Here is a 23152-nt window from a genome sequence, read left to right on the forward strand (position 1 = left end):
GAGTACGCAATGTCAGTGCATACCGACAATATTTTCAAATCGATGAAGGATGTTCGCTTCGAACAGACCATCTCGCACCAATGTGGCGTCACGATGAACGACAGTGTCGAGGCTCGGGCGATTGCCGAATTGATGTCCACCAAGCCCGGTATTACGGTGACCTATCTGCCCGCAATGATCCGCATTGATGGGCAAGGCAAGATCGAGTTCAAGATGGGCGAGATCAGCGAAGTGCTCGGCCGTGAAATGACGCCGCATCTGTTCGAGATATCCACCTCGACCCACTATGGACGGATGGTGATGATCGACGACGAGACAGTGGTGCTGTTCGGCAATATGGACGATGCGATGGCTTACGAGTGAGCGGAAAACCCCAGCAGCCAATCGGGCGTCCCGCTGGCCACGAGGAGGACGGGCCGCTCATGCAACCAAGGAGACGAAAGCCATGTATCGAACCACGGACGGCGAGGAAATCTTCATCATCGACGGGCACGTTCATCTATGGGATGGCAGCAAGGCCAATCTGAAGAACGTGCACGGCCAGCAGTTTATCGATTGCTTCTACGCGTATCACTCGAACCTGAGCCCCAAGGAATATCTGTGGCCCAAGGAAAAGTTCGACAAGTACGGTGAAGAGGCGATGTATCGCGACCTGTTTGTCACCGGTTACGACGACATGGCGATCTGTCAGCCGACCTATCTGACGGACTTCTACAAGAACGGCTTCAACACGACCGAGGGCAACTACGTGCTGAAGCAGAAGTACCCGCACCGGTTTATCGTCAATGGCGCGTTCGATCCGCGCGATGGGGAGGCGGGGCTCGATCGTCTCGAGGAGTTGGCGTCACTCTACAAGATTCAGGGGGTCAAGCTCTACACGGCGGAATGGCGCGGCGACAGCAAGGGATACAAGCTATCGGACCCCGGCGTGCAGCGTTATCTCGAGCGTTGCGAGAAGCTCGGTATCAGGAACATCCATGTCCACAAGGGACCGACTATCCTGCCTCTGAATCGCGACGCCTTCGACGTGGCCGATGTCGACGATGTCGCCACAAGCTTCCAGAACCTGAACTTCATCGTCGAGCACTGCGGTTTGCCGCGTCTTGACGACTTTTGCTGGATCGCCACGCAGGAAACGAATGTCTACGGTGGTCTCGCCGTGGTGCTTCCATTTATCCATACACGTCCTGAGTACTTCGCGCATGTGATCTCGGAACTGCTGTTCTGGATCGGAGAGGACAAAATCCTTTACGGCAGTGACTACGGCATATGGTCGCCGAAATGGTTGATCGAGAAGTTTATGGCTTTTGAACTGCCCGAATCGATCAGCAAGGAAACCGGCGTGCAGTTGTCGCTCACGGCCAAGAAAAAGATCCTCGGGCTCAATGCCGCGCGGCTGTATGGAATCGATATCGAGGCGCAAAAGGCTCTGCTGGAGGACGTTCGGCAGCCGGCGGCGGCTGGCGCATGAGCACCGTGCCTGTTTTTAAGGCGCTAGCCGCCATCGCGTCGAGGATCGCTTCGGAGCGTGTCGCTGAGGTCTGGGCCCGGCTCGAGACGGTCGCTGACCCGGAACTCGACGAGTCGGTGACAGAGCTTGGTTTCGTCTCCGGTCTGGAAGTCGACGGCGGTTGCGTGTCGATCGGCTTTCGCCTGCCGACTTACTGGTGCGCGGCCAACTTCGCCTACCTGATGGCGGACGACATGAGGCGGTCGATCGCGGACTTGTCATGGGTGACCAGCGTCACGATCACACTCGACGAGCACATGTATGCCACTGAAATCAATCGGGGCATGGCCGCTGGACTATCGTTCCAGGGGACCTTTGGCAATGATGCCAACGGCGACGTGGAGGACGTACGCCGCATTTTTCAGGTCAAGGCTTTTCAGCGGCGGCAGGAAGCGCTTCTAACCTGGTTGCTCGCACAAGGCAACGAGCCCTCCCTGCTGGTGCGATGGCGCATGGCGGAACTATCGGCGGTTGCAATCACGTGCACGGATGATGCCAATGCTCAGAGGCTGATCGCGCGATATTGCGAGCGGCGTTTTGTGGTGGGGCGGAGCGTCGACGAAGCGGATCATGGCGGCGAGCTCGCTTTCGTCGACACGGACGGTACGCCGCTGAATCCCGATGAGTTGGAGGCATATGTGCGTGCATTGCGAAGAGTCGGCATCAATGCCGAATTCAACGGTGCGCTATGCCGCGGTCTTCTTGCTGCCCGCTATGGCAAGACCGGTGACGCCGCGCCAAATGTCGAGATCAAACCGGTGCATTTCGTCCGTACTGGCGGGCCGAAGCCAGGAAGCGCGTTCGCGTTATCGCGAGGAGCGTGCGGAGCAGCAGAGTAAAAAAATCAGCAATTCGAACTAACCGGATCAGGAGAAGCAGGATCATGCCAAACATCATGTTGCATGACGACGACGCCCGCATGGCACTTGGTCGAGGCGTTGCGAAACTGGCCAAGGCGGTGCGGGGTACGCTCGGCCCGCGCGGAATGAATGCAATCATCGATCGACCGATCGGCACGCCAATCATCTCGCGCGACGGGGTCAGCATCGCCAATGAAATCGAACTCGAAGACCCGTTCGAGAATATCGGCGCGCAAGTCGTTCGCGAAGTGTCCAGGCAGACCAACGAAGTCGCCGGCGACGGCACGACCACGGCCACCGTTCTGGCCGATGCGCTAGTTCAGGACGGTCTCGCCTGCCTCGCGCAAGGGGCTAACCCCGTTGAACTCGTGCAAGGTCTGGAAATGGCCGTCAACGAGGCGATCGACGTGCTCAAGCGTCATGCTACGCCTCTACGCCGTGGCGACGAGGTCCGCGCCGTGGCGGTGGTGGCGGCCAATGACGAATTCACAGGGAAGCTGGTGGCCGAAGCCTTGGAGCGGGTGGGCGCGGACGGGATTGTCGATGTGGAATATGGCACCACGGTTGAGACTCGCCTGGAGGTGGTCGATGGCATGGCTTTCGACCGTGGATACCTGTCGCATCACATGGTGACCGACATCGAGAGAATGCAGGTGGTACTGGACAATCCGCTTATTCTGATGACAGACCAGCGGCTGCAATCTCTGGAGGAGGTCACAGCGCTTCAGACGCTGGCCGCTCGCAGCAAACGTCCACTGCTGATCATTGCCGAGGAGGTAGCGCCTGCCTGTGTGATTGCGCTCCTCGCATGGCGCGACAATGGCGGCCTGCCTGTGGCCGCTATTCACCCGCCAGAGTATGGACATTGGCGTAAGGCGATGCTCGAGGATATCGCGATCGCCACGGGCGGTAAGGTGGTCGCCCGCGATCTGGGCGGGAAGCTGGAAGCCACTGAATTGCGCGACCTCGGCAGCGCGCGGCAAGTCCGCATCTCGTCGAACCAGACGATCATCACGGCCGGAGGCGGCGATCCGGCGGCCGTGGCAGCGCGCCGTCAGCAAGTGGCCCGGCAGTACGAGATGGCGCCGGAGAACGTCGAGCGGGACAAATTTCAGGTGCGCCTTGCGAAACTGTCCGGCGGCACCGCACTGATTCTCGCGGGCGGGGCGACACCAGTCGAACAGAAGCGCCGACTGCATCTGATCGACGATGCGATTCACGCGGCGCGTGCGGCGATTGCCGAAGGTGTCGTGCCCGGCGGAGGGACGGCGTTGTTGCGGGCGTCATCCGAACTTGAGGGCGTCATTGCCCGCAGCGAGGGAAGCGTGCAGCAAGGCGCGCGGCTCTTGCAGCGTGCTTTGGCGAAGCCGCTCTTTCACATTGCGACGAATTGCGGCCTCGACGGTGCGGCTGTTGTAAGCGAAGCGATGCGGGCGAAACCCGGCATGGGGCTCGACGCGCGCAGCGGCGCCTTCGTCGATCTCGTCGAGGCCGGCATCATCGATCCGGTAAAGGTCAGCTACAGTGCGGTGCGCAACGCCGCGTCGGTAGCTGGGCTGATTCTCACCACCCAGACGCTGATCGCCAAGAAGCCCGAGACGATCGATCCAACCGCCGGGCCGGCGCTTGGGGCGGGCGCGGAACTGCTTGGCCGCCAATAGACACGTGAGACGGACAAAATAGCCGGCCCCTGTAATCGGGGACCGGCATAAAGGCTGATGGCGCAGACCAGGCAGCCGACAGTAAAAGGAGACGAACAATGACTACAGGAACGGCCCGCCGCTTCAACGCAATTGGGAAGACTGCCGAACATCTCGCCGCGATGCCTTCTACGCGACTCATCAAGCTCACCCTGGGCTGGGGCATCACACTGTGTGGGACGCTTGTTCTGGTAAGCCGTGCGAGCGCATCGATCGCTCCTTTTTATCATCATGTTGCCAGTGTGATTACTCAGGCGATGATGTGACTATCACGCCTGCATATCTGGACGGCCGCTTTCTCGATTTCCGTAGGCAAGGGGAACGCAAGCATGGATGATCGCGTTCGGCCGACCGGTTTCACGAATCCGGTAGCGAGCACCGCCCACACTGCGCGCGCAGTGCGTGAGGTACTGGAAGGGCGCCGCCGCGGTGCGTTGATTCTGCTACCGCTTGCCGGTCCGGCGGTCGTCGTATCCGTCGCCTATGTGGACCCCGGCAACTTCGCGACGAATATACAGGCGGGCGCCAGGTATGGTTATGCGCTGCTGTGGGTAGTCCTGTTGGCGAACCTTGTGGCTATGATGTTTCAGGCGCTGTCGGCGAAACTCGGCATCGTGACCGGGCGCAACCTCGCGCAACTGTGCCGGGAGAGGCTACCAAAGCCGCTGGTGTTGGTCATGTTGGGCGTGAGCGAGATCGCAGCGATGGCGACCGATCTGGCCGAGTTCATTGGCGGAGCAATCGGGCTCGCGTTGCTGTTTCACATACCATTGCTGGCCGGTATGACGATCACAGCAGTGATCACGTATGGTGTCCTGTTGTTCGAGAACGCGGGCTTCCGGCCTCTTGAACTGGCTATTGGCGCGCTGGTGGGCATCATTGGCCTTTCTTATCTCGCCGAGCTATTCATTGCCCCCGTGGATTGGCCGCAGGTATTGGTCCACACACTTTCCCCGCGACTGCCGGACTCGGATGCATTGATGATCTCGGTCGGTATCGTAGGTGCGACGGTAATGCCGCATGCACTTTTCCTGCATTCGGGACTCACGCAGGCTCGCGTGTCGGCGCGGACCGGGGAGGAGCGCAGAAAGCTGCTGAAGTTTTCGAATATTGAAGTGGTTATCGCGCTAAGCATCGCCGGATTGATCAATATGGCGATGGTGATCATGGCTGCGGGCGCATTTCATCACGGCCATCCAGAAGTTGCGGAAATCGAAGAGGCGTATCGCACGCTTGCACCGCTTCTCGGCGCGGGCGCCGCCGGCATCTTTCTGTTGTCCCTGATCGCCTCGGGCATATCCAGTTCGGTGGTTGGCACGATGGCGGGCCAGATGATCATGCAGGGGTTCGTCGGTTTTCGAATTCCTCTGTGGTTGCGCAGAGCCGTCACACTGGTCCCGAGTTTCGTGGTGGTGGCGCTTGGCGCCGACACGACGCACGCGCTTATCTTGAGCCAGGTGGTATTGAGTCTCGCGTTACCGTTGCCGATGGCAGCGCTGTTGTGGTTCACGAGTTGCGAAGATGTGATGGGCGGTTACACGAATCGCATGTGGGTGACGGTTGTCGCAACGCTGGCCGCGCTGGTGGTCTTGTCGTTCAACGTCATTCTTGTCCTGCAAACGTTCGGCGTTGCCATTCCCGGCCTGGCGGGGTAACGAATTGTTGACGAAGGGACAACAAAAGGAGACTAACGCGATCTGTCGAGCCGACCGTGTTTTCCCCAAAAGACGTGTTCAGGAAATAGGCCCATACTAGAGCGCGCGTTCGCTGCTGGGTTTGAAAAATCGAAAGAAACAGGCTAAGCCCAGACGTAACATTGTAGCTAGTCAAGACGAAGCCCGCCGCAGAGTTTGGTTCCGCGTTGACCCATCGCCCTGGAGGAGAGCTGTGGCGAGGAGACATCAGATTGGCAGCACGTTGGGTCTAGGTGATCAAGCCGCGATGCGCAGCATTGTGGCCAACGCACAGCGCGCTAATCTCCGTCATTCCGACCGGGGCACGATGCTTGCGTGGGAGCGCTTTCTGGCAGGCGAATCGTCGACGTCTGCACCCCCGGCGCTCATCGATTCATGGCAGCGCAGCCTGCAGTCCGGCGTTAGCCCGACGGCCGTCTCGGCGCCCATCGCGGTCCATGGCGACGCGCTTGCGGCGCTATGCTGGCGCCATCGGGACCTGCTGGCAGCGGCCGAGCGCCTGTTCGCCGTCACGGCTGATCTTTTCGCCGATTCACATTCGGTCCTGCTACTGACGAACCAGGACGGTGTGATCCTTAGAGCGGCCGGCGATCTGCGCACGCAAGAAGCAGGCGAAAAGATCCATTTGTCGATCGGCGGCGACTGGGGAGAAGGCAGGGCAGGCACCAATGGCATCGGCACCGCCATCGCAACCCGTGAGCCGACGTATATCCACGGCTCCGAGCATTTCTGCGAAGGCATCAAGTCGTGGAGTTGCGCGGCCGCACCTATTTGTGAGCCGGGCACCGGCGCGGTGATCGGTGTACTCGATATTTCTGGACCGCCTTCCACGTATCAGATCAACAACCTCACCTTGGCGGTGACGGCTGCGCGCCAGATCGAAATGGTGCTTGCCGAGCAGGCCGCTCGCGAGCACATGCGTTTGTTGGCCTTCTGTTTGCAACGCTTATCGCCGTCGGATGCTTCCGGGATGGTCGCGATAGACCGCACCGGCCGGCTTGTGCACACCACAGGCAGACTCGCATTGCCGGTCGGAATCGGCGAGCGTTTCCCGGGGATGAACGAGGCTTCGGCAGTGGAGGACTGGGTGCAACATTTGCCCACAGGACTGAACGCCGAATGGTTCAATCCCGTCGTTGTCGACGGCAATACGATTGGGGCCATGCTGGTTGTTCCTGCGCGAGCCCGATCCGTCAACGTGCGAGCAGTGGATCGGAGTAGCGAGGCTGATCCGCAGCGCAACTGTTTCGCGCAGATTCAGGGGCAAAGTGAGGCGATGCAGGCCGCCGTCACTCGCGGACGCCAACTTGCCAGCAGGCGCGTTCCAGTACTGATCGAAGGCGAAACCGGCGTGGGCAAGGAACTGTTCGCTCGCGCAATTCATGGTGAAGAGGGCGGAGGCGGCCCATTTATCGCGTATAACTGCGGGGCCGCGTCGAAAGAACTGATTGCCAGCGAGTTGTTTGGCCATGTGCGTGGCGCTTTTACTGGCGCGACGACAGAAGGGCGGCCCGGCCGTTTCGAGTTGGCTCATGGCGGAACGCTTTGCCTCGACGAAATTGGTGAGATGCCGCTGGAGCTTCAACCGGTTTTGTTGCGTGTGTTGGAAGAAGGCGTCATCTACCGTCTCGGAGATACGCAGCCGCGGCGGGTCGATGTGCGCCTGCTGGCGATGACCAACCGCAATCTGCTCGAAGAGGTCGAGTCCAGGCACTTCCGCCGCGACCTGTATTACCGGATCAGTGTTACGCGCATACGCATTCCGCCGCTGCGTGAGCGAGATATAGACATTGATCTGCTCGCCGGGCATTTCAATCAGAAGCTCGCCTTGCGGCACGGGGTGCCCGAGCGGCGACTGAGTGCCGAGATCATCGCGGCGCTGCGCGTCTATTCGTGGCCTGGCAACGTCAGGGAAATGCGCAACCTGATTGAGAATCTGCTTTTGACGTCAAGAGAGCCCGCTGTGTCACTCGACGAATTGCCACGCGAGTTGCTCGACGAAATCGCGACGTCTGGCGCCATGCCCTCGCTGCGCGACGAGGAGCCGAGTCTCGAGAAAACGGAACGTTTAGCCATTGCACGCGCAGTGCACAATGCGCATGGCAATCTTGCGCAGGCCGCGCGCGCTCTCGGTGTGTCGCGGAGTACGCTGTATCGCAAGATTGAACTCTATCAACTGGAAGGCATCGTCAAATCATCAGTCAGGGAATGACGTGTGAGCAGTCGGCACTATCGGTCATCCGCGCGTTGCCACGTTGCTGTGGTGGTCACAGAAAATCGGGGATAAAAAATTATGCTCGCCGCAGCGGATGGTTGGGCGGATTCAACCGGTGGATGCAACACACCGAAGACTGCGCATGCAGTGGGAGTGTTGCAGATGAAACAGCGACGGATGCTGCCGCGACCCATTCGGGCGTAGATGGAGGATACTTCGTAGCAGCAAGCCAACGCGTCCAGCCAGGACTCTGCACATGAAGACACTTTCTCTACTGACTCTTTGCGCAGCGTTGTTCTCGTTCGGCGGTACGGCGTACGCGCAAGTCGACCAATCGGAGCCTCAGCTTCTGATCAAGACCGCGACGCAACAGATACTCGACGAGGTGCGGACCCGAGCGATCGCGCCAGACGATATTCCTCGCATTATTGATATCGTCAACCGGGACATTATTCCCTACACCGATTTTCACCGCACCACGTCACTGGCGATGGGCCGTTACTGGCGCACGGCTACGCCCGCGCAACAGCAGCAACTGGTCGAACAGTTCAAGATGCTCCTGATCCACACTTATTCGGGTGCTATCGGTCAGCTCCGTCCAGACCAACGGATCGACTACCCGCCGATACATATCGCTCCAACCGATACGGACGTGGTGGTGCGCACGGTTGCAACCAGGAACGGCGAACCAGCGGAGATCGACTACCGGCTGTACAGCACGCCGCAGGGCTGGCGGTTGTATGACCTGAATGTGCTCGGCGTCTGGCTAATCCAGACATATCGGCAGCAGTTCAGTGACAAGATCAAGGAAAGCGGCGTTGACGGTCTGATCCAGTTTCTTGCTGAGCGCAACCAGCAGCTCGCTTCCGGCAAGCAGTAGGTGACCGCTGGGTGATGGCGCGGACGCTTACCGGCCGACTACCGACGTTCGCCCACGCTTGCGCGTGGATGCTCGAACGTCGGCTATATTCGGAATATCAGACTTCTGGGTACGGGTTAATCACGGCTTTCGTGGATGACAATGCGCTTGTCGAAGCGAATCGTCGTCCGTTAAACCAGCACGTGGCCACCGTCGACGATGACGACCTGTCCCGTGCTAAAGCCCTGTTGCATCAGGTAAAGATACGCTTGAGCAACGTCGCTTGCCTCCCCGACCCTTCGTACCGGCATTTTTTCCGCAATATAGTCATAAAGACCTTCGCGATCGACTTCGCTCATGTTGTCCCACAAGGCCGTGCGCAGGACGCCGGGCGCCACGGCATTTACACGCAGCGGCGCAAGCTCGACAGCCAATGTGCGAGTCAGAGACTCGATCGCACCAAGGATGCTGGACGGAATCGTCCAGGCAGGTAGAGGACGCGACGATGCCACCCCGCTTGTCAGGGTGATGGAGCCGCCCGTGCGAATGAGGGGAGCCCCATATTTGACGGCCTTGAGCGCGCCCCAGTAGCGCACCTCGAAGGCTCGCTGCGCGGCTTCAATGCTGAGCTCGGCAAGGTTTTGCAGGAGCAGTGTTTCGCCGGCGGTGTAGACGAGATGGTCGAACGCGCCGACGCGCGTGAAAAACGCGCTCACTTGTGCCTCGTCGGTAAAATCAAGCGGCTCGCCGCGAGTACCTTGAGGTAGTCGCTCCAGGGCCGCTGCGACGCGTTCCGGACTGCTCGATGCGATGATGACCTCAGCTCCGGAATGCGCTGCAGCTTCGGCCACTGCGAAGCCAATTCCTGACGTGCCGCCGGCTACGACGACTCTGCTTTGTTCAAGCGTGATACCCGAAAGGTGATTGTTTCCCATGTTTGACGATTTAGTAAGAAAGAAGTCCACACGGTGACGTCGAACGTCAGGCAGCACGTGCTGCCTGACCTGAATCGATGCGCTACCGCGGCTGCGGCAGAGTGTACGTGGTTTGCGGTAATCGAGTCGGAGGCGCTGCACCCGCAAACTTTATGTATCGGGAGATCACCTATGTTGGATCATGGTTACGAACGTTTGAGAGACACGGTGAAATTGACGGATGTCCTGTCTGAGAATTTTGACGACCGACCCGAAGGAACGAACGGCCGCAGCACCTCGGAGGCGGCCATCGACAAACTGTTTGGTCCGATGGCCGCCTTGGGTCCGACAGGCGCCAAGCGCATCGCCTGAACGCTTCATCCGTTGGCGGACACTTACCTGCCACGGCAACGAGCGGCAAGGCGTTACTGCTCTATCAATTCTGAGCAGCGGGTCAGATGCGAGACCTGTGCAAAGGCCCGTCAAGCTGTGCGGTGCCTTTCAGCCTCCCCATATTCGCCCTATGTCGCCATTCGCGTAAGTCCCGATAGTGAGAACCTGTTGCTTGACAGGGTCATAGCGAATAACGCCGCACATCACATCTCCAAACTGCGGCCCATAGGCCAAGTAGGAACTGATGAGAGTAAGTTCGACGTCGGTCGCGGTTGGCGGCACCGGGGCGAGGCTAAATTTCAGCTCTGGATTGTTCTTGAGGAATGAGACGATCTGCTCTGACGTAGAAAAGTACCTCGGTATAACGTCACAATTATCAATCAAGTTAAGGAATGCGAGCTTCACTTCGTAAAGCTTATTGTTAATTGCGTGCAGAATCATAACGACCTCGTGGAGAAAACGATCTGATTGGAGTCGCATCGTTGACTCGCGTACCTCAACTGGGCGAGCGACCCGAGGACTGGTGCTTCAAGATGCGCAACAATTTTCGCGTTCACCAGTATTCAAGATTTCTAGGCGGCTACAAGGAGATTTTCAAGGTCGGCACCACGGTGCTCACAGAGAAGGCAGAGCCTTCCCGGGCAGCGTGGACTGTACGAAGCAAATTTATCGTTACCTGCACGCGTGGAATCTGCTCCCTCAGGCGGTCGCGCCCAGTGGTAGCCGTAGCGACAAAGATCGGGTCGGCTGGGGCAGTTGCGCGCCGCGACACAGCCAAACACTCGCAGGACGGTGACGAACTTCTGAACTCGGCCAGGAGCCGCTGTTCACCATAGCCTCCACGTGGTCGTTTGAGCGGCTCTGCGCGCCCGAAACGGCCCCTCGCTCCAGGGAGCCCTGCGGCTTGCACCGCGAGGCGCAGCGTAGTTCCGGTGATAGGCCGCGAATTAGCTGGTCATTCCATTAACGCCAGCGGGAAAAAGAAATAGCCCGTCTTCAATGAAGTACGGGCCTCATCCAACCAGGAACAGCGTGTTTCTGTCAAAACATAGCGCTCTATAGTCCCGACGGTCGCATGCCGGCTTACAGCTTGCCTTCGGCGACGCTACCTGAAGCGCCGTCAGCGCGCGCCGATTGTGGTCCATGCGGATACGGATGAGAGTCCGGTTGACCTTGTTGGTGCGACGTGCATGCTCAGCCAACTTTTGCAGTTGCGCCCACAGGGCCGCAATGCGCGCATCCCTTCGGCTGATGAATTGCCCGGGAAGCGAAGAGCGAATGGCTGCTGTACTTCGGCGTTTATCGAGCGGAAGCAGCCACGAACGCGCCGGGGAATTGAGTCCATCACCCGTCGCTATTTAGTTCGAAAAACCGCATGCCGTCGTGGTAAGCACAAAACGCGGTTGCTCAACATCGCGAAAATCTGCGCATCGGCCAAAAGTTTGCTGTTTCACGCCACGCGGTCCGCAAGCCGCGCTACGGACCACTATGATCCACCACAGACGACGCAAAACGCGTGGCGAGCATGAGAGCGTGCAATGCACCACATGAAGTATGGTGTTTGGCGCTATGCCGCCGATCTACGACGGCCCAGAATTCAGACCCGCGAGAAAGTGCGAGCGTGATTAATTTCGTTCGTAGATATCTGGCGGCTTCGGCAACTTCCGTTCTTGCGGGGAGAACCAATGACCCACAGGGTGATTTTATTTCGAGGGCGCAGTATGCAATTGATTCGGACTACATTTAATCGACGGTCGGCGCTCAGGGCAATTGGAGAGATGAAGAACGCATGCGCAACACGCGGTGATTTACGGGGCTGTCACTTGGACGGAAAAACCGGACTAATTTCTTACTGAACGCCCGGCTCGGCCGGGGAACTACTGCGCTGATAGAAGGCCCGATAAGTCAACCTTAGACGCTCGATCAAGTTTGTTGCTAAGGGAGATGCCTATCGCAGATGCTTCGAGTCAAATTCCCCCTCATACCAGTTAATCGCCGCCTCGCCCCTTCCGGGCTATTTTATTTAGACATACGAATTGAGTCCGTCGAGGCGTAAAACCGTTGCGTCGTCGTACCGCAGTTGCGTTCGTCTCTCACTCGGTCTACCCAGCACGAATCTCGTGAACCGCAGGTTGCCTGGTCTTGTTTGCATTGCTCCCGCGCCTGCCTTTATGGTCAAACGCTTTCATCCATGAATCGCCGGCCGATATAAGCACGTTCATCGACGTAACAGTTGCCCAAGACCGCGACCTCCGCCGGCCCGCCGATGCAAAGGCAATCCCACTCGAAGCAGTGAGCTTCGAGGCCGTGCCGTCCACGCCACGCTTCTCGCCCGACGTTTGCGGCAAGTGCGTTGCTGAATTCGAGAGTTCTCACAATGACTGAATCGGGTTAAGTGCATGCCGACAGCGAAGCTCAATAGTGGTCGTTGGTTCAACGATGCGCATTTCTCTTTTGGCCTGCTATAACTTAACCAGTGCGCTGCGGGTGTCCACTGGCATCGTCGGATAGGGGATGTGCCGGCGAGTCCAGATGCTGGCCACACTAACGTTTACCGTAAGCCGTGCGCCGTGCGACCGGATGGGTGGCTTGCCTTGATTGCTACACGCTCAAGTCGGCTATTGCGTTGCGGAAAGCGCAGCAAGTGGACCACCGCCGGATTCAACGTCCTCATCGAGCCTTCAGGCGTTCGTGTTTTTCTGCACAACCCACGGACAGCCTGACGGCAACAGAACCGGAACAACGCCATGCGCTACATAGCGAGCGCGGAGTCAACCGCAGGCAGATAGGTGTTGCAGCCCGCTTCGACGAGAGCCGCGCGTGCGCGTTCGAGTTCGCGCCGCGCGGTTTCGCCAGAAGGGTCTTGCTGCGCGTAGGCGAGCGCACGGCCACGCATAGCAAACAGATCCGCCCACGGTAGCGGCTCGACGCGCGTGTAATCTTCGAGCGCGCAGACATAGCGCAACGCATTTGCCGGGTCGCCCGCAGCCAACATCGCTTCAATGGCATCGCGGTAAAACCACAAATGGTTGTGGCCGACCGCTCCGCATTGCAACATCGCGGCGCCTTCGGCAAGCAGACGCCTACGCTCGCCGTCGTCATCGACCGCGCGGCTCAGTGCGCTTACAGCCTTCGGCGCGCTGAACTGCGTTCCCACCTCGCGACAAATCGCTAGCGCTTCACGCAACAATTCGGCAGCCTCTCGCCGACGCCCGCTATCGAGCAGCACGCGCGCTCGCATTTCGATGTTCTGCGCTTCGAATCGACGCGCGCCCAGTTGACGGATGATCTGCAACTCACGATCGAGATGGACGAGCACAGATTTCATGTCGCCAATCTCATAGCTTGCAAAAACGCCAAGCGTTTCGCACAGCATCTGCGCACGCGGCTGGCCGACCAGCGCGGCAGCGTGTGCGGCGGCGCTTGCGTCTTCGCGCGCCGCGCGTGCCTCGTTGAGGAAAATCCGGCTGAAACCTGCCATCGAACGATTGGCAACCTCGATGCGGCCGAGGCCGTGTTCTCGACTCAACGTGACACACCGGCTGAAATGCTCGAAAGCGGTGCGCATGCGACCTTGTGCATAGGCGGCATCGGCGAGTCCGCCGAGCGCCCGCGCTTCCGCTTCCGGCAAGCCGAGTCGCTGGGCATGGGCGAGTCCGCGCTCGTGTTCGGCGCGGCAGTCTTCGATTCGGCCGAGCGGAAAGAGAATGTTGCCGCGAAGGTGATGCAGGTGCGCGAGTTCAGGAACCAGGTCCAGCCGTTGTGCGATTTCCTGGGCCGCGTCGAGCAGCGAGAGGGCTTCGACGAGGCCTTCACTGACTCTCAGCCCCTCGGCAAGGCCCAGTTGCGAGCGACAGAGAGCCGCTTCGTCGGGAGCGGCGGTCACGGCTGCCCGGTAGGTCGCGATCGAAGCGGCGATGTCGCCGAGGTCTCCTTGGAGTTCGCCTTTGAAGCAGATCAGCGCGTGACGATCCGTATCCCTTTGCGCGATCTGCAGACCTCGTTCGACTAGCCGGAATGCCGCTTCGGTGACGTAGGCCGCGCGTTGGAAGATCGCGGCGTCGAGGTAGGCGAGGGGGGCTCGCTGGTCTTCGGCGCGATCGAGATGCTGGGCGCGTAAAACCGGGTCAGTCGGGGCAAACCAGTCGGCGGCGAGGCGGTGCAGCTCGCGCCGGCGCGTGCGCAGGAGTGTCGAGTAAGCGCTCTCCTGGATGAGCGCGTGGGCAAACAGGAAATCTTCGCCTTCCGACAAAACGAGCGCGTTGGCGACGAGCGCGTGACAGTCGTACTCGGGTGCATCGATCATGCGCCGCAACAGGGCGAGCCCGAAGCGCTGTCCAATCACTGCAGCAGCCTGGAATGCCTCGCGATCACGTGTGCTGAGCCGGTCCATGCGCGCCAGCACGAGGCTCTGGATGGTCGCGGGGACCCCATCCTCGCTGCCTTCCTCGGCGTTGTGCAAAAGTTGTTCGAGGAAAAGCGGATTGCCGCCGGCTCGCTCGATGCAGGCACGCGCGATACGCCCGGTCGCTTCGATAAAGCCGCCGGCGAGACTCACCGCCTCGTCGCCGCGCAGCGGGCCGAGGTCGATCGTGGCGAAAGGCGTGCCGCGGCAACTGGCTCGCCACGCCGTATCGAGCGGATCGCCGTCCACGCGCGACGTCATCACGAGCAGCCCTGGCACGTCAGCCATAGCCGTCGCGAAGACCGCCAGATAACTGAGCGCCTGCGGGTCCGCCCAATGAAGGTCTTCCACGAGAATCAGGGTTGGGACGCGCTGGCACGCATCCTTGACGATCTCTGCGGCGACCGCCCGCTTCCCGCGCGTGCGCGCGGCGTTGTCCATCGCATCGTAAAGCGTGCGCCATTCGCCGGTCTGCGGCAGATCGAGAATGTCGTGGAGAAACATCAACTGATCGGCGCCAATGGCACCGGATGCCGCAGCTTGCGCAGCCGCGTCGCGCCGTTCATCGGCACTGGCTGCGAGCCGCAGTCCCAGCAGGCTGCCGACAACCGTGTGAATGGCATCCTGGCCTTTGCCCACGCCGAAGTCCAGCACGAGGCCTCGGTGGCAAGCAAAGCCCAGTGTTTCGACAAAGCGGCGCATCTCGTCGACGAGCCGCGTTTTGCCGATGCCAGCCTCGCCACGCACATAGACGAGATGGCCGGCCCGCTGATCGAAGCACGCGCGGGCGAGGCCCTTGAACTGTTCGAGTTCGGGCTTGCGGCCGACAAACACACTGCGGCTTGGCATGAGGGAGTCACCAGCGAGACCGCACAGACGCCATACGCGCACCGGTGAGTCGATCCCCTTGAAACGCATTGCACCGACAGCCTCGCTTGTCACGGAGTCTCCGAGCGCACGATGCACGCTGTCGGACAGCAACGTTTCTCCGGGGCCGGCCGCGGCGACCAGCCGGGCGGCAAGATTCACGGAGTCGCCGAGCACCGTATAGTCGCGAGCGTCGGCACGCTCCAACGAACCCGCGACCACCTCGCCGCAGGCAATGCCCACGTGCGCCCTCAGCGGCGGCGCTGCGGGTTCGTTCAGTCCGTTAAGCGCCTCATGAATTTCCAGCGCGGCGCGTGCCGCGCGTAGTGGATCGGTGTCGTGCGCGCGTGGCGCGCCGAAGATTGCCATCACGGCATCGCCGATGTGCTTGTCGATTGTGCCGCCGTAGCCGAGCACGATCCCATCGACGAGCGCCGTGTAACGCCCCGTCAACTCGCGCAACTCTTCAGGATCGAGCGTTTGGGACAGCGCGGTGAAGCCGCATAGGTCAGCGAACAGAATCGTGGCTTGCCGGCGCTCGCTCACAGGCGCATTCCCAGCGTGCGGCGGGACGCACGGAGCGGCGGCACGTTCATCGGCAATTGCCGCCAGCAGGCGCTTGCGATGGCCGAGCGAGGCGACGCCAAGCTCTTTGAGATCTGCGTCGTCGAGCTGCTTCAGCATGGCGAGATCGATGTCGTTCGCGGCAAATGCCGGCGCGTATTGTTCAAGGTCAAATGCATGCAGCCACTCATCGATATCCATCGCCGCCGCCCTATCCAGTCAATCGCGCCATCCGCTGCATTGACGCACGTGCTCCATCGCCGCTCGTTGTCGCGCAGCCTGTCGAGCCTGATGTCCGGAGCGCGCCGCCTGTACCAACAGATCATACGAATCGATGTGCAGCCCTTTGCCAGGCTGCGACTGTCTCAACGAACCCGTCTTCGAGCGCTCCAGACACAAAATACAGTGTAGATCCGGGGTTAAGCAAAGGGATGCTGGTTGTGAGCGGCGAGGCCAGATGCAGGTTAGGCCAACCCGGCGGTGTGCCGCAGTGCGTTTGACACGGCCAGCGGCCACGACGGATACTCATGTGGCAAGTCGGGCGCGATGCTGGGCGAGCAGGCATGCGCTATATGAAATCGTTCGTCATCCGGAACGATGGGCGACGGTCGAACCCGGCACGGCTCCAGCAATGCACGAATCGCGCGACCCAGGCGAGACTGCATCTGCCCTCATGGGGAAACACTGTGAAGCCCGCTACGACAGGTTCCTCACCCAATGTCCGCTCCGGGTCACGCATCACGGGCCTGGCCGGCGACCTGACGGCCGGCATGGTGTCGATGCTACTCATGCTCTGCTACGCAATGAGCTTGGGCACCATGATCTTTAGCGCGGATCTTGCCCGTTACGCCGAGCTTGGCGTGCCCACCGCCTTCATCAGCTGCGTAGTGACGGCACTCGTGATCGCCTTGATGAGTTCGATGCGCATGAACATCGCCGGACCCGACGGCAATGCGACGGCGTTTCTTGCCGGTGTTGCGGCCGGCGTCGCGAGCAGTGTGCGAGCCGACGGCGGTACGCCACAGACAATCCTGCTGACAGTGCTGATTGCCATCGCGTTGTGTTCGGTGGTGACGGGCATCATTCTGTACGCAGTCGGGTCGTCCAGGCGTAGCCGTTCGCTGCAATTCCTGCCTTTTCCGGTCGTCGGTGGTTTCCTTGCCGGGACTGGCTATCTCCTGCTGGCCGGTGCGTTTCGGGTCGTGACCGGTGAGCCGTTGAACGGGCACGCATGGGCATTGTTGACGCAGTTGAACTGGCTGACATGGTCACCTGCGCTGCTGGTGTGCGGGTTGGCCACGCTCCTGTCGCACACCTCGAAACACGCCGCTGTGCTGCCTGTCACGCTTGCACTCGGCGTTGCATTGTTCTACGTGCTCCTGTTTGCCGAAGGCCTGTCGATCGACGATGCACGCGACACGCGATTATTGCTTCCGCGCGTGGCACTGCATCCCATCAGGCTTCCCGACCTGCATCTGCCGGCGTTGCTGGCGCACGGAAGCATCGACTGGTCCGCCATTGTCGCGCACCTGCCGGAGACGCTCGTCGTCACGTCTATTTCGGCCATCACGATTCTCATGAATTCCACTGCGATCGGCGCAGCCAGCGGCGAAGACGTCGACCTGAACCGCGAGATGCGGGCGGCCGGCGTCGCCAACATCGCGAGCGGCATGCTGGGCGGCATGGTGGGTTACCAGTCGTTCAACCGCTCGATGCTCAACGCACGCGCAGGCGCGACAAGTCGTCTGGCGGGCGTGTTCGCGGCCCTAGGCTGTCTGTTCGTGCTGGCCGTCTCGCCGGACCTGGTCGCACTCTTCCCGGTGCCGGTGCTGGTCGGGCTCCAGCTCTTCATGGGGCTGCGTCTGCTGATCCAATGGCTGGTCGGTGCGTATCGCAAGCTCAACTGGCATGAGTACCTGCTTGTCCCGCTCATACTGTGTGCTATCGCGTTCTATGGTGTCGTCACGGGCGTCGTGGCCGGCGTGATTGCCGCCTGTGTGATGTTCGCGTTGCTATACGGTCGCGTCAGCTGCGTTCGTATGGAATTTGACGGCGGCACGCGCACGTCGAATGTCGAGCGCAGTATCGAGGCAACCGAACGACTTCGCGAACTAGGTGCACAGGTGTGCGGAGCGTGTCTGCAAGGCTTTCTCTTCTTTGGCACGGCCAATTCGATTTTGCAGCGCATGCGCGAACGGCTGGCCACGCGAGGGCCGGCACCCATTCGCTTCGTCATCCTTGATTTCGCGTCAACCAACGGCATGGACGCGTCGGTATCGGTCAGCTTTGTCAAGCTCAGGCAGTTGTGCGCGGCGAATGATGCGGATCTGGTGTTGACCGGGCTGCCCGCGCGATCGCGCGAACTGCTAGTGAAGACCGGCACGCTGAACCTGCGGATTCACGAGTTTGCGACGCTGGATGCCGGGCTGGAGTGGGTCGAAGACACGCTTCTCGCGTCGGATTCACGCGCGCTGTCTTGTGAAGAGGAAGACTTCCAGACGATGCTCGCGCCGCATTTCACTCCAGACGCGCTCGCAAGACTGCTGGCTCTTCTGGATGTTCTCGACCTGGGCGCAGGTCAGGCCGTGTTCCGGCGCGGCGACCCAGGGGACGCCATGTACTTTGTCGAGCACGGCCGTGTCGCCGTATTGTTGCCGCTGGCGGGCGGCGGGTTCCTCAGGCTGCGCTCGTTCGGGCCGGGTACAGTCATCGGCGAAATGGCGGTGTACACGCAGCACACGCGTAGTGCGGATGTTCTCGCCGAGGGGCCCGCGCGGGTCCGGCGTTTGACGCTCGAGTCGCTGCATGTGCTCGAACGCGACGATGCCGCGACCGCGCAGCAGTTTCATCGTTTTGTGGTCAAGGTCATGGCGTCGCGGCTTGCTGTCGCGGACGAGGCCTTGCGCGCGGCTCATTGACAGGCAGGGTGATCAGTGAGAACCGACAGCCACATCGTGTCCACGGGCGAAGGCGCGATCGGCGAGCCCGCGACTGCCCTTCAAGTGCTTTGGACCGGCCGGTTGAATCCGCCCCGGAAAGCTGACGTAGAAGTTGCGCCGCCTCGACGGGCCGCAACGGGTCCAGCTTGTGTGGAAACGGGTTTTTCACCGCTAAGCGAGCGATTGCCAATCAGGTCAATCTAGTTCGGCACAGACGCGTTGCACGATCGACCGTCGCATGCGCAACAAAGCCTCCTGGGGCTTTAGCTTTCGAGCATCTTCATGGCCTTCAATGTTCCCTGAACGCCGAGTATGTTCATGACCCGCTTGATGTTGTAAGCCAACACCTGAAGGCTCATTTCCGTACTTACCCGCTTGAGCGTCCTGGTCAGGAAGTGTGCAGGCCCCATCCAGTGCTTGAGCGTGCCGAAGACATGCTCCACGGTACTTCTGCGGATGGTCATGGCGTCTGGCTTCCGGTCGAGCCGGCGCTGCATCATTTCCAGCGTATTCTCGTGTTCCCACCGCCGAATTCGACGATAGTCAGAGGGTGAACATCGTTCCTTGAGATGGCAACGCGGGCACGCGCTGGGCCAGTAGACTTGCAGATTCATATCATGCTCGACAGTGGTGAATCGATGGATCGCCCGCTCGCCAGCAGGGCATCGATACGTGTCGCTTTTCGCTATGTAAATAAAGTCGGCCTTCGTAAACAGACCTTTTTTCCGGGATGCCGACGTGAGCGGTTTGGGAACATACGCGCTAATTTCATTCAGATCGCATGCTCTTATTTCTGGTCCGCTAAAGTACCCGCGGTCTGCAACAACCTTCAGCCTCGATCTGCCCATCGCGTGCTTCGCAGCTATCGCGACTTTGCTGAGTTGTCCATGATCGTTGCCGACATTGGTTACTTCGTGCTCGACGATCAGATGATGTTTCGTATCAACTGCTGCCTGAACGTTGTAGCCGACTATGCCGGAACCTCTCCCACTTGTCGCCATTGAGCGTGCATCCGGATCTGTCATTGACAACTGCTTGTCCGGCTGCTTTTCCAGCTGTTTGCTGATCTGCTTGAGCTCGCGCATCTGCTGGCGTAGCGCGGCGATCTTCTCGTACAGCCGGACAGTCTTCACATCGAATCCGGTAGGACTGGTGCGGTCCGCGGTTTCAATCAGGTCGAGATATCGCTGCACACTTTCCTCGATCTGCTTCTGGCGCTTGTCGATCTTGCCTGGCGTGTAGTTCCTGTCGCGGGTGTTTGATGCCTTGAATTTGCTACCGTCGATAGCCACCATGTCACTGGATAGCAGCTTGAGCCCGCGACACAGTTCAACGAAACGCCGACATACATTGCGGATCGCCGCGCCGCTGTCACGGCGGAAGTCCGCGATCGTCTTGAAGTCCGAAGCGAGCCTCCCTGTCAGCCACATCAGCTCGACATTACGTTGGCATTCGCGCTCAAGTCTCCGGCTCGACGGTATCCGGTTCAGATAGCCGTAGATATAGATCTTCAGCATCACGCCAGGATGGTAAGACGGCCGGCCCGTGAGCGCCGGAATGGAACCGTTGAAACCTAGCTCCACGAGATCAAGTTCGTCGACGAAGGCATCGATTACTCTCACCGGATTGTCCTGCCCGACATAGTCATCGACACATTCGGGAAGTAGTGCGACCTGCTTGCGGTCATCGCCTTCAACGAATCGCTTCATGAGTCACCCGGTCTCAGTGCGTTGATTCAGTTTAGGCGATCGATGTGTTTTCACACAGGCTGGGTCGCCTGCCGACGATCGACGTCACGCAGACCGGCTCGAAACGACATTCACGATTTTAGAAGCACGCCTGGATCGTGCGGAAACCGGGGCGTGAATGCATCCGGAATCGGAAGCCCGATGTTTTGCTTCCCGCGCTACACGCTGTTGCGCTCCGCACGCTGTGGCTCGACATCTTATGCGGCGCTCCTTAGCGAAGTGCAGCCGCCACGGCCTCGTCAATCTGCAGCGCAAAGCGCGCTTCGACATTGGGCACCGCGTAGCCAATCGACAATTCCAGATACGCGTCACCGAGCACCAACTGAACGAACGTCGCTGCCCGCATTACAGCAGTCGATTCGTCAAATCGCTTTCGCAGAATTTTCCCGGCGAAGGCACGCACGACCTTTGCACCATTTTCGTAAAACACCTGGCCAAGTTCCGGAAGACGCTCGGCCTCCGCAACGATGGCGCGGTAAAGCCGCAGATTTTCCAGCGTGATAAGGCTTCGTGCCAACACCCATCCCAACTCGCGCAACTCGACTTCGGGTGCGCCACCGGTTTGCTCGCCCTGAGCGCTGGCAAGCAGCACGCCCACCTGAGCGCACATCTCGCTGACGAGACCAGTGAAGAGTGCCTCCTTCGACTTGAAGTGACGGTAGACCGTCTGTTTTCCGACGCCAGCGGCCGCGGCGACATCGTCCATCGTTGCCAGGCCGAAACCCTGGCTTAAAAAAACGGCTTTCGCGCCGTCGAGAATGGCGGACCGCTTACGGCGTTGCAGCGGGCTCAGGTCGGGGAGAGGGGACGTATTCATGGCCGATAAATAACAGATCGTCGCGCAGTTGACAAGACTGGTCAGTCTCGTTTAGATTTGTCAAAACGAGACTGACAAGTCTCGTTTGTATGACTATTCAACTTCGCAGTCAATCAATGGAGAACGCTTTGAAACTGTTCATTACAGGTGGTACTGGCTTCATCGGGCAAGCGGTCGCGCGCAAGGCAATCAGCCTCGGGTATCAGGTGACGGCGCTGGTGCGAGACGACAGCTCGGCGGCTGCCGGCGCGCTGGCACGTCTCGGTGTGACACTGCATTCCGGCGACCTGCGCGAGCCACAGTCTTTCGCTGCGACTGCCGGTGGCGCTGATGGCGTGGTGCACACCGCGTCGACCAACGATGCTTGCGCCGCTGCTGCCGATGAGGCCGCAGCTGTAGCGATGCTTTCGCATTTGCGTCCGGGCGCAGCGTTTGTCTATACGTCGGGCACCTGGGTCTACGGCAGTACGGAAGGGGAGCCCGCGACTGAAGCATCGGCGCTGAACCCAACACCACTGATCGCCTGGCGGCCCGCAGTGGAGCACCAGGTGCTGGCGCTGGCAGCACGCCGCTCGATTGCCTCGATGATCCTCAGGCCGGGTATGGTGCACGGCCATGGCGGCGGCATCTTCGGCATGCTTGCCGGCATGGTCCGTCAGACGGGCAGTGTGAGAGTCGTCGGCGATGGTCGTAACCATTGGCCTGCCGTGCACGTCGATGATCTCGCCACGGCGTATCTGAGCGCGGTGGAGCGGTTGGCAAGCGGGGACGTCCGAGTCACCGGACAGATCTTCAACGTGGTTGCGGAAGAGGCCGTTGGCGTTGCCGAAATGGGCGAAGCGATCCGGGCCTCGGTGGGCGCCGACCGCGTCGAATTTTGGCCGCTCGACGATGCTCGCAAATCGCTTGGGCCATTTGCTGACGCATTGGCGCTCGACCAGGCGGTAAGCGGCCGGCATGCCCGGCGAGCTCTTGCGTGGGAACCCCACGGCCCTGGCCTGATTGCGGACCTCTCTGTACGGAATCACTTTCAGCAAAGCAACGGAGCATGACCATGACATGGAACGGTGTATCTTTCGAATCGATTCTCACGACGATCGTAGCGGTTCTGTTCGCGGTTGCTGGGGCGGTCAATCTCGCAGGACGCGGCGCGGTGAAGCGCGACTTCGCACGCTGGGGTTACCCGGCATGGTTCCGGTTGCTCTGTGGCGCGCTCGAACTGCTCAGTGCCGCACTTCTTCTTGGACAACAAACCAGAGTTTTAGGCCTAACGCTGGCCGGTGCGATCATGATTGGCGCGCTCATCACGTTGCTACGAAACCGGGAGCCGTTCCGGCATTTGGCGCCGGCGCTGATCTTCTCGGCTCTCATTGTGGTTACTATGGCGGTCCGCAGTTGAAGCCTCTCGCCATCAGGCGCGTGAGCCCGGTACGCGAAGCCTGGAACCCACATTGCCCTTGGCGAAGGTCCGTTGTTGAGAGCGGCGACCGTCGCTTGCGGGTCGCGTGCCGTCGGTCAATATCTCGGCGTAGGCGGCACGCTCATGCCGATCGAATGAGGCGATGATCGGCCATGAGCCGTCATTCGCCCGCCCGTCGCTCGGACGCTCAGATGTCAGCTCCGCCCCACCAAACGGCCATTCCGCTTAACCTGCCGCCGAGACGGGT

At 60.2% G+C, this 23152-nt stretch carries 18 protein-coding genes; 12 read left to right on the top strand and 6 right to left on the bottom strand.

Annotation, left to right across the window (positions count from 1 at the left end):
* The first annotated feature begins 9 nt into the window (after nucleotides 1-9).
* The 8 genes from PQQ53_RS04595 (at nucleotide 10) to PQQ53_RS04630 (ending at nucleotide 8859) form a co-directional block, all read left to right on the top strand.
* A complete protein-coding gene (locus PQQ53_RS04595) occupies nucleotides 10-363 on the top strand; it encodes an MmoB/DmpM family protein (RefSeq protein ID WP_062137265.1) in 354 nt (117 codons plus the stop codon).
* Between the two features lie 82 nt (nucleotides 364-445).
* On the top strand, nucleotides 446-1471 hold the full coding sequence (locus PQQ53_RS04600; RefSeq protein ID WP_408152266.1) for an amidohydrolase family protein: 1026 nt from the start codon (nucleotides 446-448) through the stop codon (nucleotides 1469-1471).
* Nucleotides 1468-2349, top strand: a complete 882-nt coding sequence (locus PQQ53_RS04605; protein WP_408152267.1) for an iron-sulfur cluster assembly protein — start codon at nucleotides 1468-1470, stop codon at nucleotides 2347-2349. The genes PQQ53_RS04600 and PQQ53_RS04605 overlap by 4 nt, the downstream gene beginning before the upstream one ends.
* Nucleotides 2350-2393: 44 nt before the next feature.
* A complete protein-coding gene (locus PQQ53_RS04610; protein WP_408152268.1) occupies nucleotides 2394-4031 on the top strand; it encodes a molecular chaperone GroEL in 1638 nt (545 codons plus the stop codon).
* A gap of 98 nt (nucleotides 4032-4129) precedes the next feature.
* Nucleotides 4130-4336: a hypothetical protein gene (locus tag PQQ53_RS04615; protein WP_408152269.1), complete on the top strand. Its 207-nt coding sequence runs from the start codon at nucleotides 4130-4132 to the stop codon at nucleotides 4334-4336.
* 63 nt (nucleotides 4337-4399) lie between these two features.
* On the top strand, nucleotides 4400-5725 hold the full coding sequence (locus PQQ53_RS04620; RefSeq protein WP_408152270.1) for an Nramp family divalent metal transporter: 1326 nt from the start codon (nucleotides 4400-4402) through the stop codon (nucleotides 5723-5725).
* 286 nt (nucleotides 5726-6011) lie between these two features.
* Nucleotides 6012-7976, top strand: coding sequence for a sigma-54-dependent Fis family transcriptional regulator (locus PQQ53_RS04625; protein WP_408141247.1), 1965 nt, complete (start codon nucleotides 6012-6014; stop codon nucleotides 7974-7976).
* 259 nt (nucleotides 7977-8235) lie between these two features.
* Complete coding sequence (locus tag PQQ53_RS04630) at nucleotides 8236-8859, top strand: MlaC/ttg2D family ABC transporter substrate-binding protein (RefSeq protein WP_408141248.1); 624 nt, start codon at nucleotides 8236-8238, stop codon at nucleotides 8857-8859.
* A 170-nt stretch (nucleotides 8860-9029) separates the two neighbouring features.
* Here PQQ53_RS04630 and PQQ53_RS04635 read toward each other — a convergent pair whose 3' ends face one another.
* Nucleotides 9030-9773, bottom strand: a complete 744-nt coding sequence (locus PQQ53_RS04635) for an SDR family oxidoreductase (protein ID WP_408152271.1) — start codon at nucleotides 9771-9773, stop codon at nucleotides 9030-9032.
* A 171-nt stretch (nucleotides 9774-9944) separates the two neighbouring features.
* Between PQQ53_RS04635 and PQQ53_RS04640 the strand changes: the two genes are divergently transcribed.
* Nucleotides 9945-10124, top strand: a complete 180-nt coding sequence (locus PQQ53_RS04640) for a hypothetical protein (protein WP_408141250.1) — start codon at nucleotides 9945-9947, stop codon at nucleotides 10122-10124.
* A gap of 129 nt (nucleotides 10125-10253) precedes the next feature.
* Here the strand turns inward: PQQ53_RS04640 and PQQ53_RS04645 are convergent, their stop codons facing one another.
* The 3 genes from PQQ53_RS04645 to PQQ53_RS04655 all read right to left on the bottom strand — a co-directional run bounded on the left by PQQ53_RS04645 (nucleotide 10254) and on the right by PQQ53_RS04655 (nucleotide 16182).
* Nucleotides 10254-10586 carry a hypothetical protein gene (locus PQQ53_RS04645; protein ID WP_408141251.1) on the bottom strand — a complete coding sequence of 111 codons (333 nt, stop codon included), beginning with the start codon at nucleotides 10584-10586 and terminating at the stop codon, nucleotides 10254-10256.
* 572 nt (nucleotides 10587-11158) lie between these two features.
* Entirely contained in the window at nucleotides 11159-11503 is a 345-nt protein-coding gene (gene flgN, locus PQQ53_RS04650; protein ID WP_408152361.1) for a flagellar export chaperone FlgN, read from the bottom strand.
* 1394 nt (nucleotides 11504-12897) lie between these two features.
* Nucleotides 12898-16182 carry an adenylate/guanylate cyclase domain-containing protein gene (locus PQQ53_RS04655; RefSeq protein WP_408152272.1) on the bottom strand — a complete coding sequence of 1095 codons (3285 nt, stop codon included), beginning with the start codon at nucleotides 16180-16182 and terminating at the stop codon, nucleotides 12898-12900.
* 485 nt (nucleotides 16183-16667) lie between these two features.
* Between PQQ53_RS04655 and PQQ53_RS04660 the strand changes: the two genes are divergently transcribed.
* Nucleotides 16668-18899 (top strand): SulP family inorganic anion transporter, encoded by a 2232-nt coding sequence (locus PQQ53_RS04660; protein ID WP_408152273.1) that lies wholly within the window; start codon nucleotides 16668-16670, stop codon nucleotides 18897-18899.
* Nucleotides 18900-19183: 284 nt separating this feature from the next.
* Here the strand turns inward: PQQ53_RS04660 and PQQ53_RS04665 are convergent, their stop codons facing one another.
* Nucleotides 19184-20629: an IS1182 family transposase gene (locus PQQ53_RS04665; RefSeq protein ID WP_408152274.1), complete on the bottom strand. Its 1446-nt coding sequence runs from the start codon at nucleotides 20627-20629 to the stop codon at nucleotides 19184-19186.
* Between the two features lie 250 nt (nucleotides 20630-20879).
* Complete coding sequence (locus PQQ53_RS04670; protein WP_408141255.1) at nucleotides 20880-21485, bottom strand: TetR/AcrR family transcriptional regulator; 606 nt, start codon at nucleotides 21483-21485, stop codon at nucleotides 20880-20882.
* A gap of 128 nt (nucleotides 21486-21613) precedes the next feature.
* Between PQQ53_RS04670 and PQQ53_RS04675 the strand changes: the two genes are divergently transcribed.
* Nucleotides 21614-22537: an NAD-dependent epimerase/dehydratase family protein gene (locus PQQ53_RS04675; RefSeq protein ID WP_408152275.1), complete on the top strand. Its 924-nt coding sequence runs from the start codon at nucleotides 21614-21616 to the stop codon at nucleotides 22535-22537.
* Nucleotides 22534-22884: a DoxX family protein gene (locus tag PQQ53_RS04680; protein WP_408323334.1), complete on the top strand. Its 351-nt coding sequence runs from the start codon at nucleotides 22534-22536 to the stop codon at nucleotides 22882-22884. The genes PQQ53_RS04675 and PQQ53_RS04680 overlap by 4 nt, the downstream gene beginning before the upstream one ends.
* Nucleotides 22885-23152: the final 268 nt, after the last annotated feature.

It is taken from the genome of Paraburkholderia strydomiana (assembly GCF_046030495.1).
Lineage (GTDB): Bacteria > Pseudomonadota > Gammaproteobacteria > Burkholderiales > Burkholderiaceae > Paraburkholderia > Paraburkholderia strydomiana_A.

Bases quoted from the DNA above. Each gene is read 5' to 3' on its own strand.
- PQQ53_RS04670 (WP_408141255.1), bottom strand. From the start codon at position 21,485: ATGAATACGTCCCCTCTCCCCGACCTGAGCCCGCTGCAACGCCGTAAG.
- PQQ53_RS04605 (WP_408152267.1), top strand. From the start codon at position 1,468: ATGAGCACCGTGCCTGTTTTTAAGGCGCTAGCCGCCATCGCGTCGAGG.
- PQQ53_RS04645 (WP_408141251.1), bottom strand. From the start codon at position 10,586: ATGATTCTGCACGCAATTAACAATAAGCTTTACGAAGTGAAGCTCGCA.
- PQQ53_RS04615 (WP_408152269.1), top strand. From the start codon at position 4,130: ATGACTACAGGAACGGCCCGCCGCTTCAACGCAATTGGGAAGACTGCC.
- PQQ53_RS04630 (WP_408141248.1), top strand. From the start codon at position 8,236: ATGAAGACACTTTCTCTACTGACTCTTTGCGCAGCGTTGTTCTCGTTC.
- PQQ53_RS04640 (WP_408141250.1), top strand. From the start codon at position 9,945: ATGTTGGATCATGGTTACGAACGTTTGAGAGACACGGTGAAATTGACG.
- PQQ53_RS04620 (WP_408152270.1), top strand. From the start codon at position 4,400: ATGGATGATCGCGTTCGGCCGACCGGTTTCACGAATCCGGTAGCGAGC.
- PQQ53_RS04655 (WP_408152272.1), bottom strand. From the start codon at position 16,182: ATGGATATCGATGAGTGGCTGCATGCATTTGACCTTGAACAATACGCG.
- PQQ53_RS04595 (WP_062137265.1), top strand. From the start codon at position 10: ATGTCAGTGCATACCGACAATATTTTCAAATCGATGAAGGATGTTCGC.
- PQQ53_RS04625 (WP_408141247.1), top strand. From the start codon at position 6,012: ATGCGCAGCATTGTGGCCAACGCACAGCGCGCTAATCTCCGTCATTCC.
- PQQ53_RS04665 (WP_408152274.1), bottom strand. From the start codon at position 20,629: ATGAAGCGATTCGTTGAAGGCGATGACCGCAAGCAGGTCGCACTACTT.
- PQQ53_RS04635 (WP_408152271.1), bottom strand. From the start codon at position 9,773: ATGGGAAACAATCACCTTTCGGGTATCACGCTTGAACAAAGCAGAGTC.
- PQQ53_RS04680 (WP_408323334.1), top strand. From the start codon at position 22,534: ATGACCATGACATGGAACGGTGTATCTTTCGAATCGATTCTCACGACG.
- PQQ53_RS04610 (WP_408152268.1), top strand. From the start codon at position 2,394: ATGCCAAACATCATGTTGCATGACGACGACGCCCGCATGGCACTTGGT.
- PQQ53_RS04600 (WP_408152266.1), top strand. From the start codon at position 446: ATGTATCGAACCACGGACGGCGAGGAAATCTTCATCATCGACGGGCAC.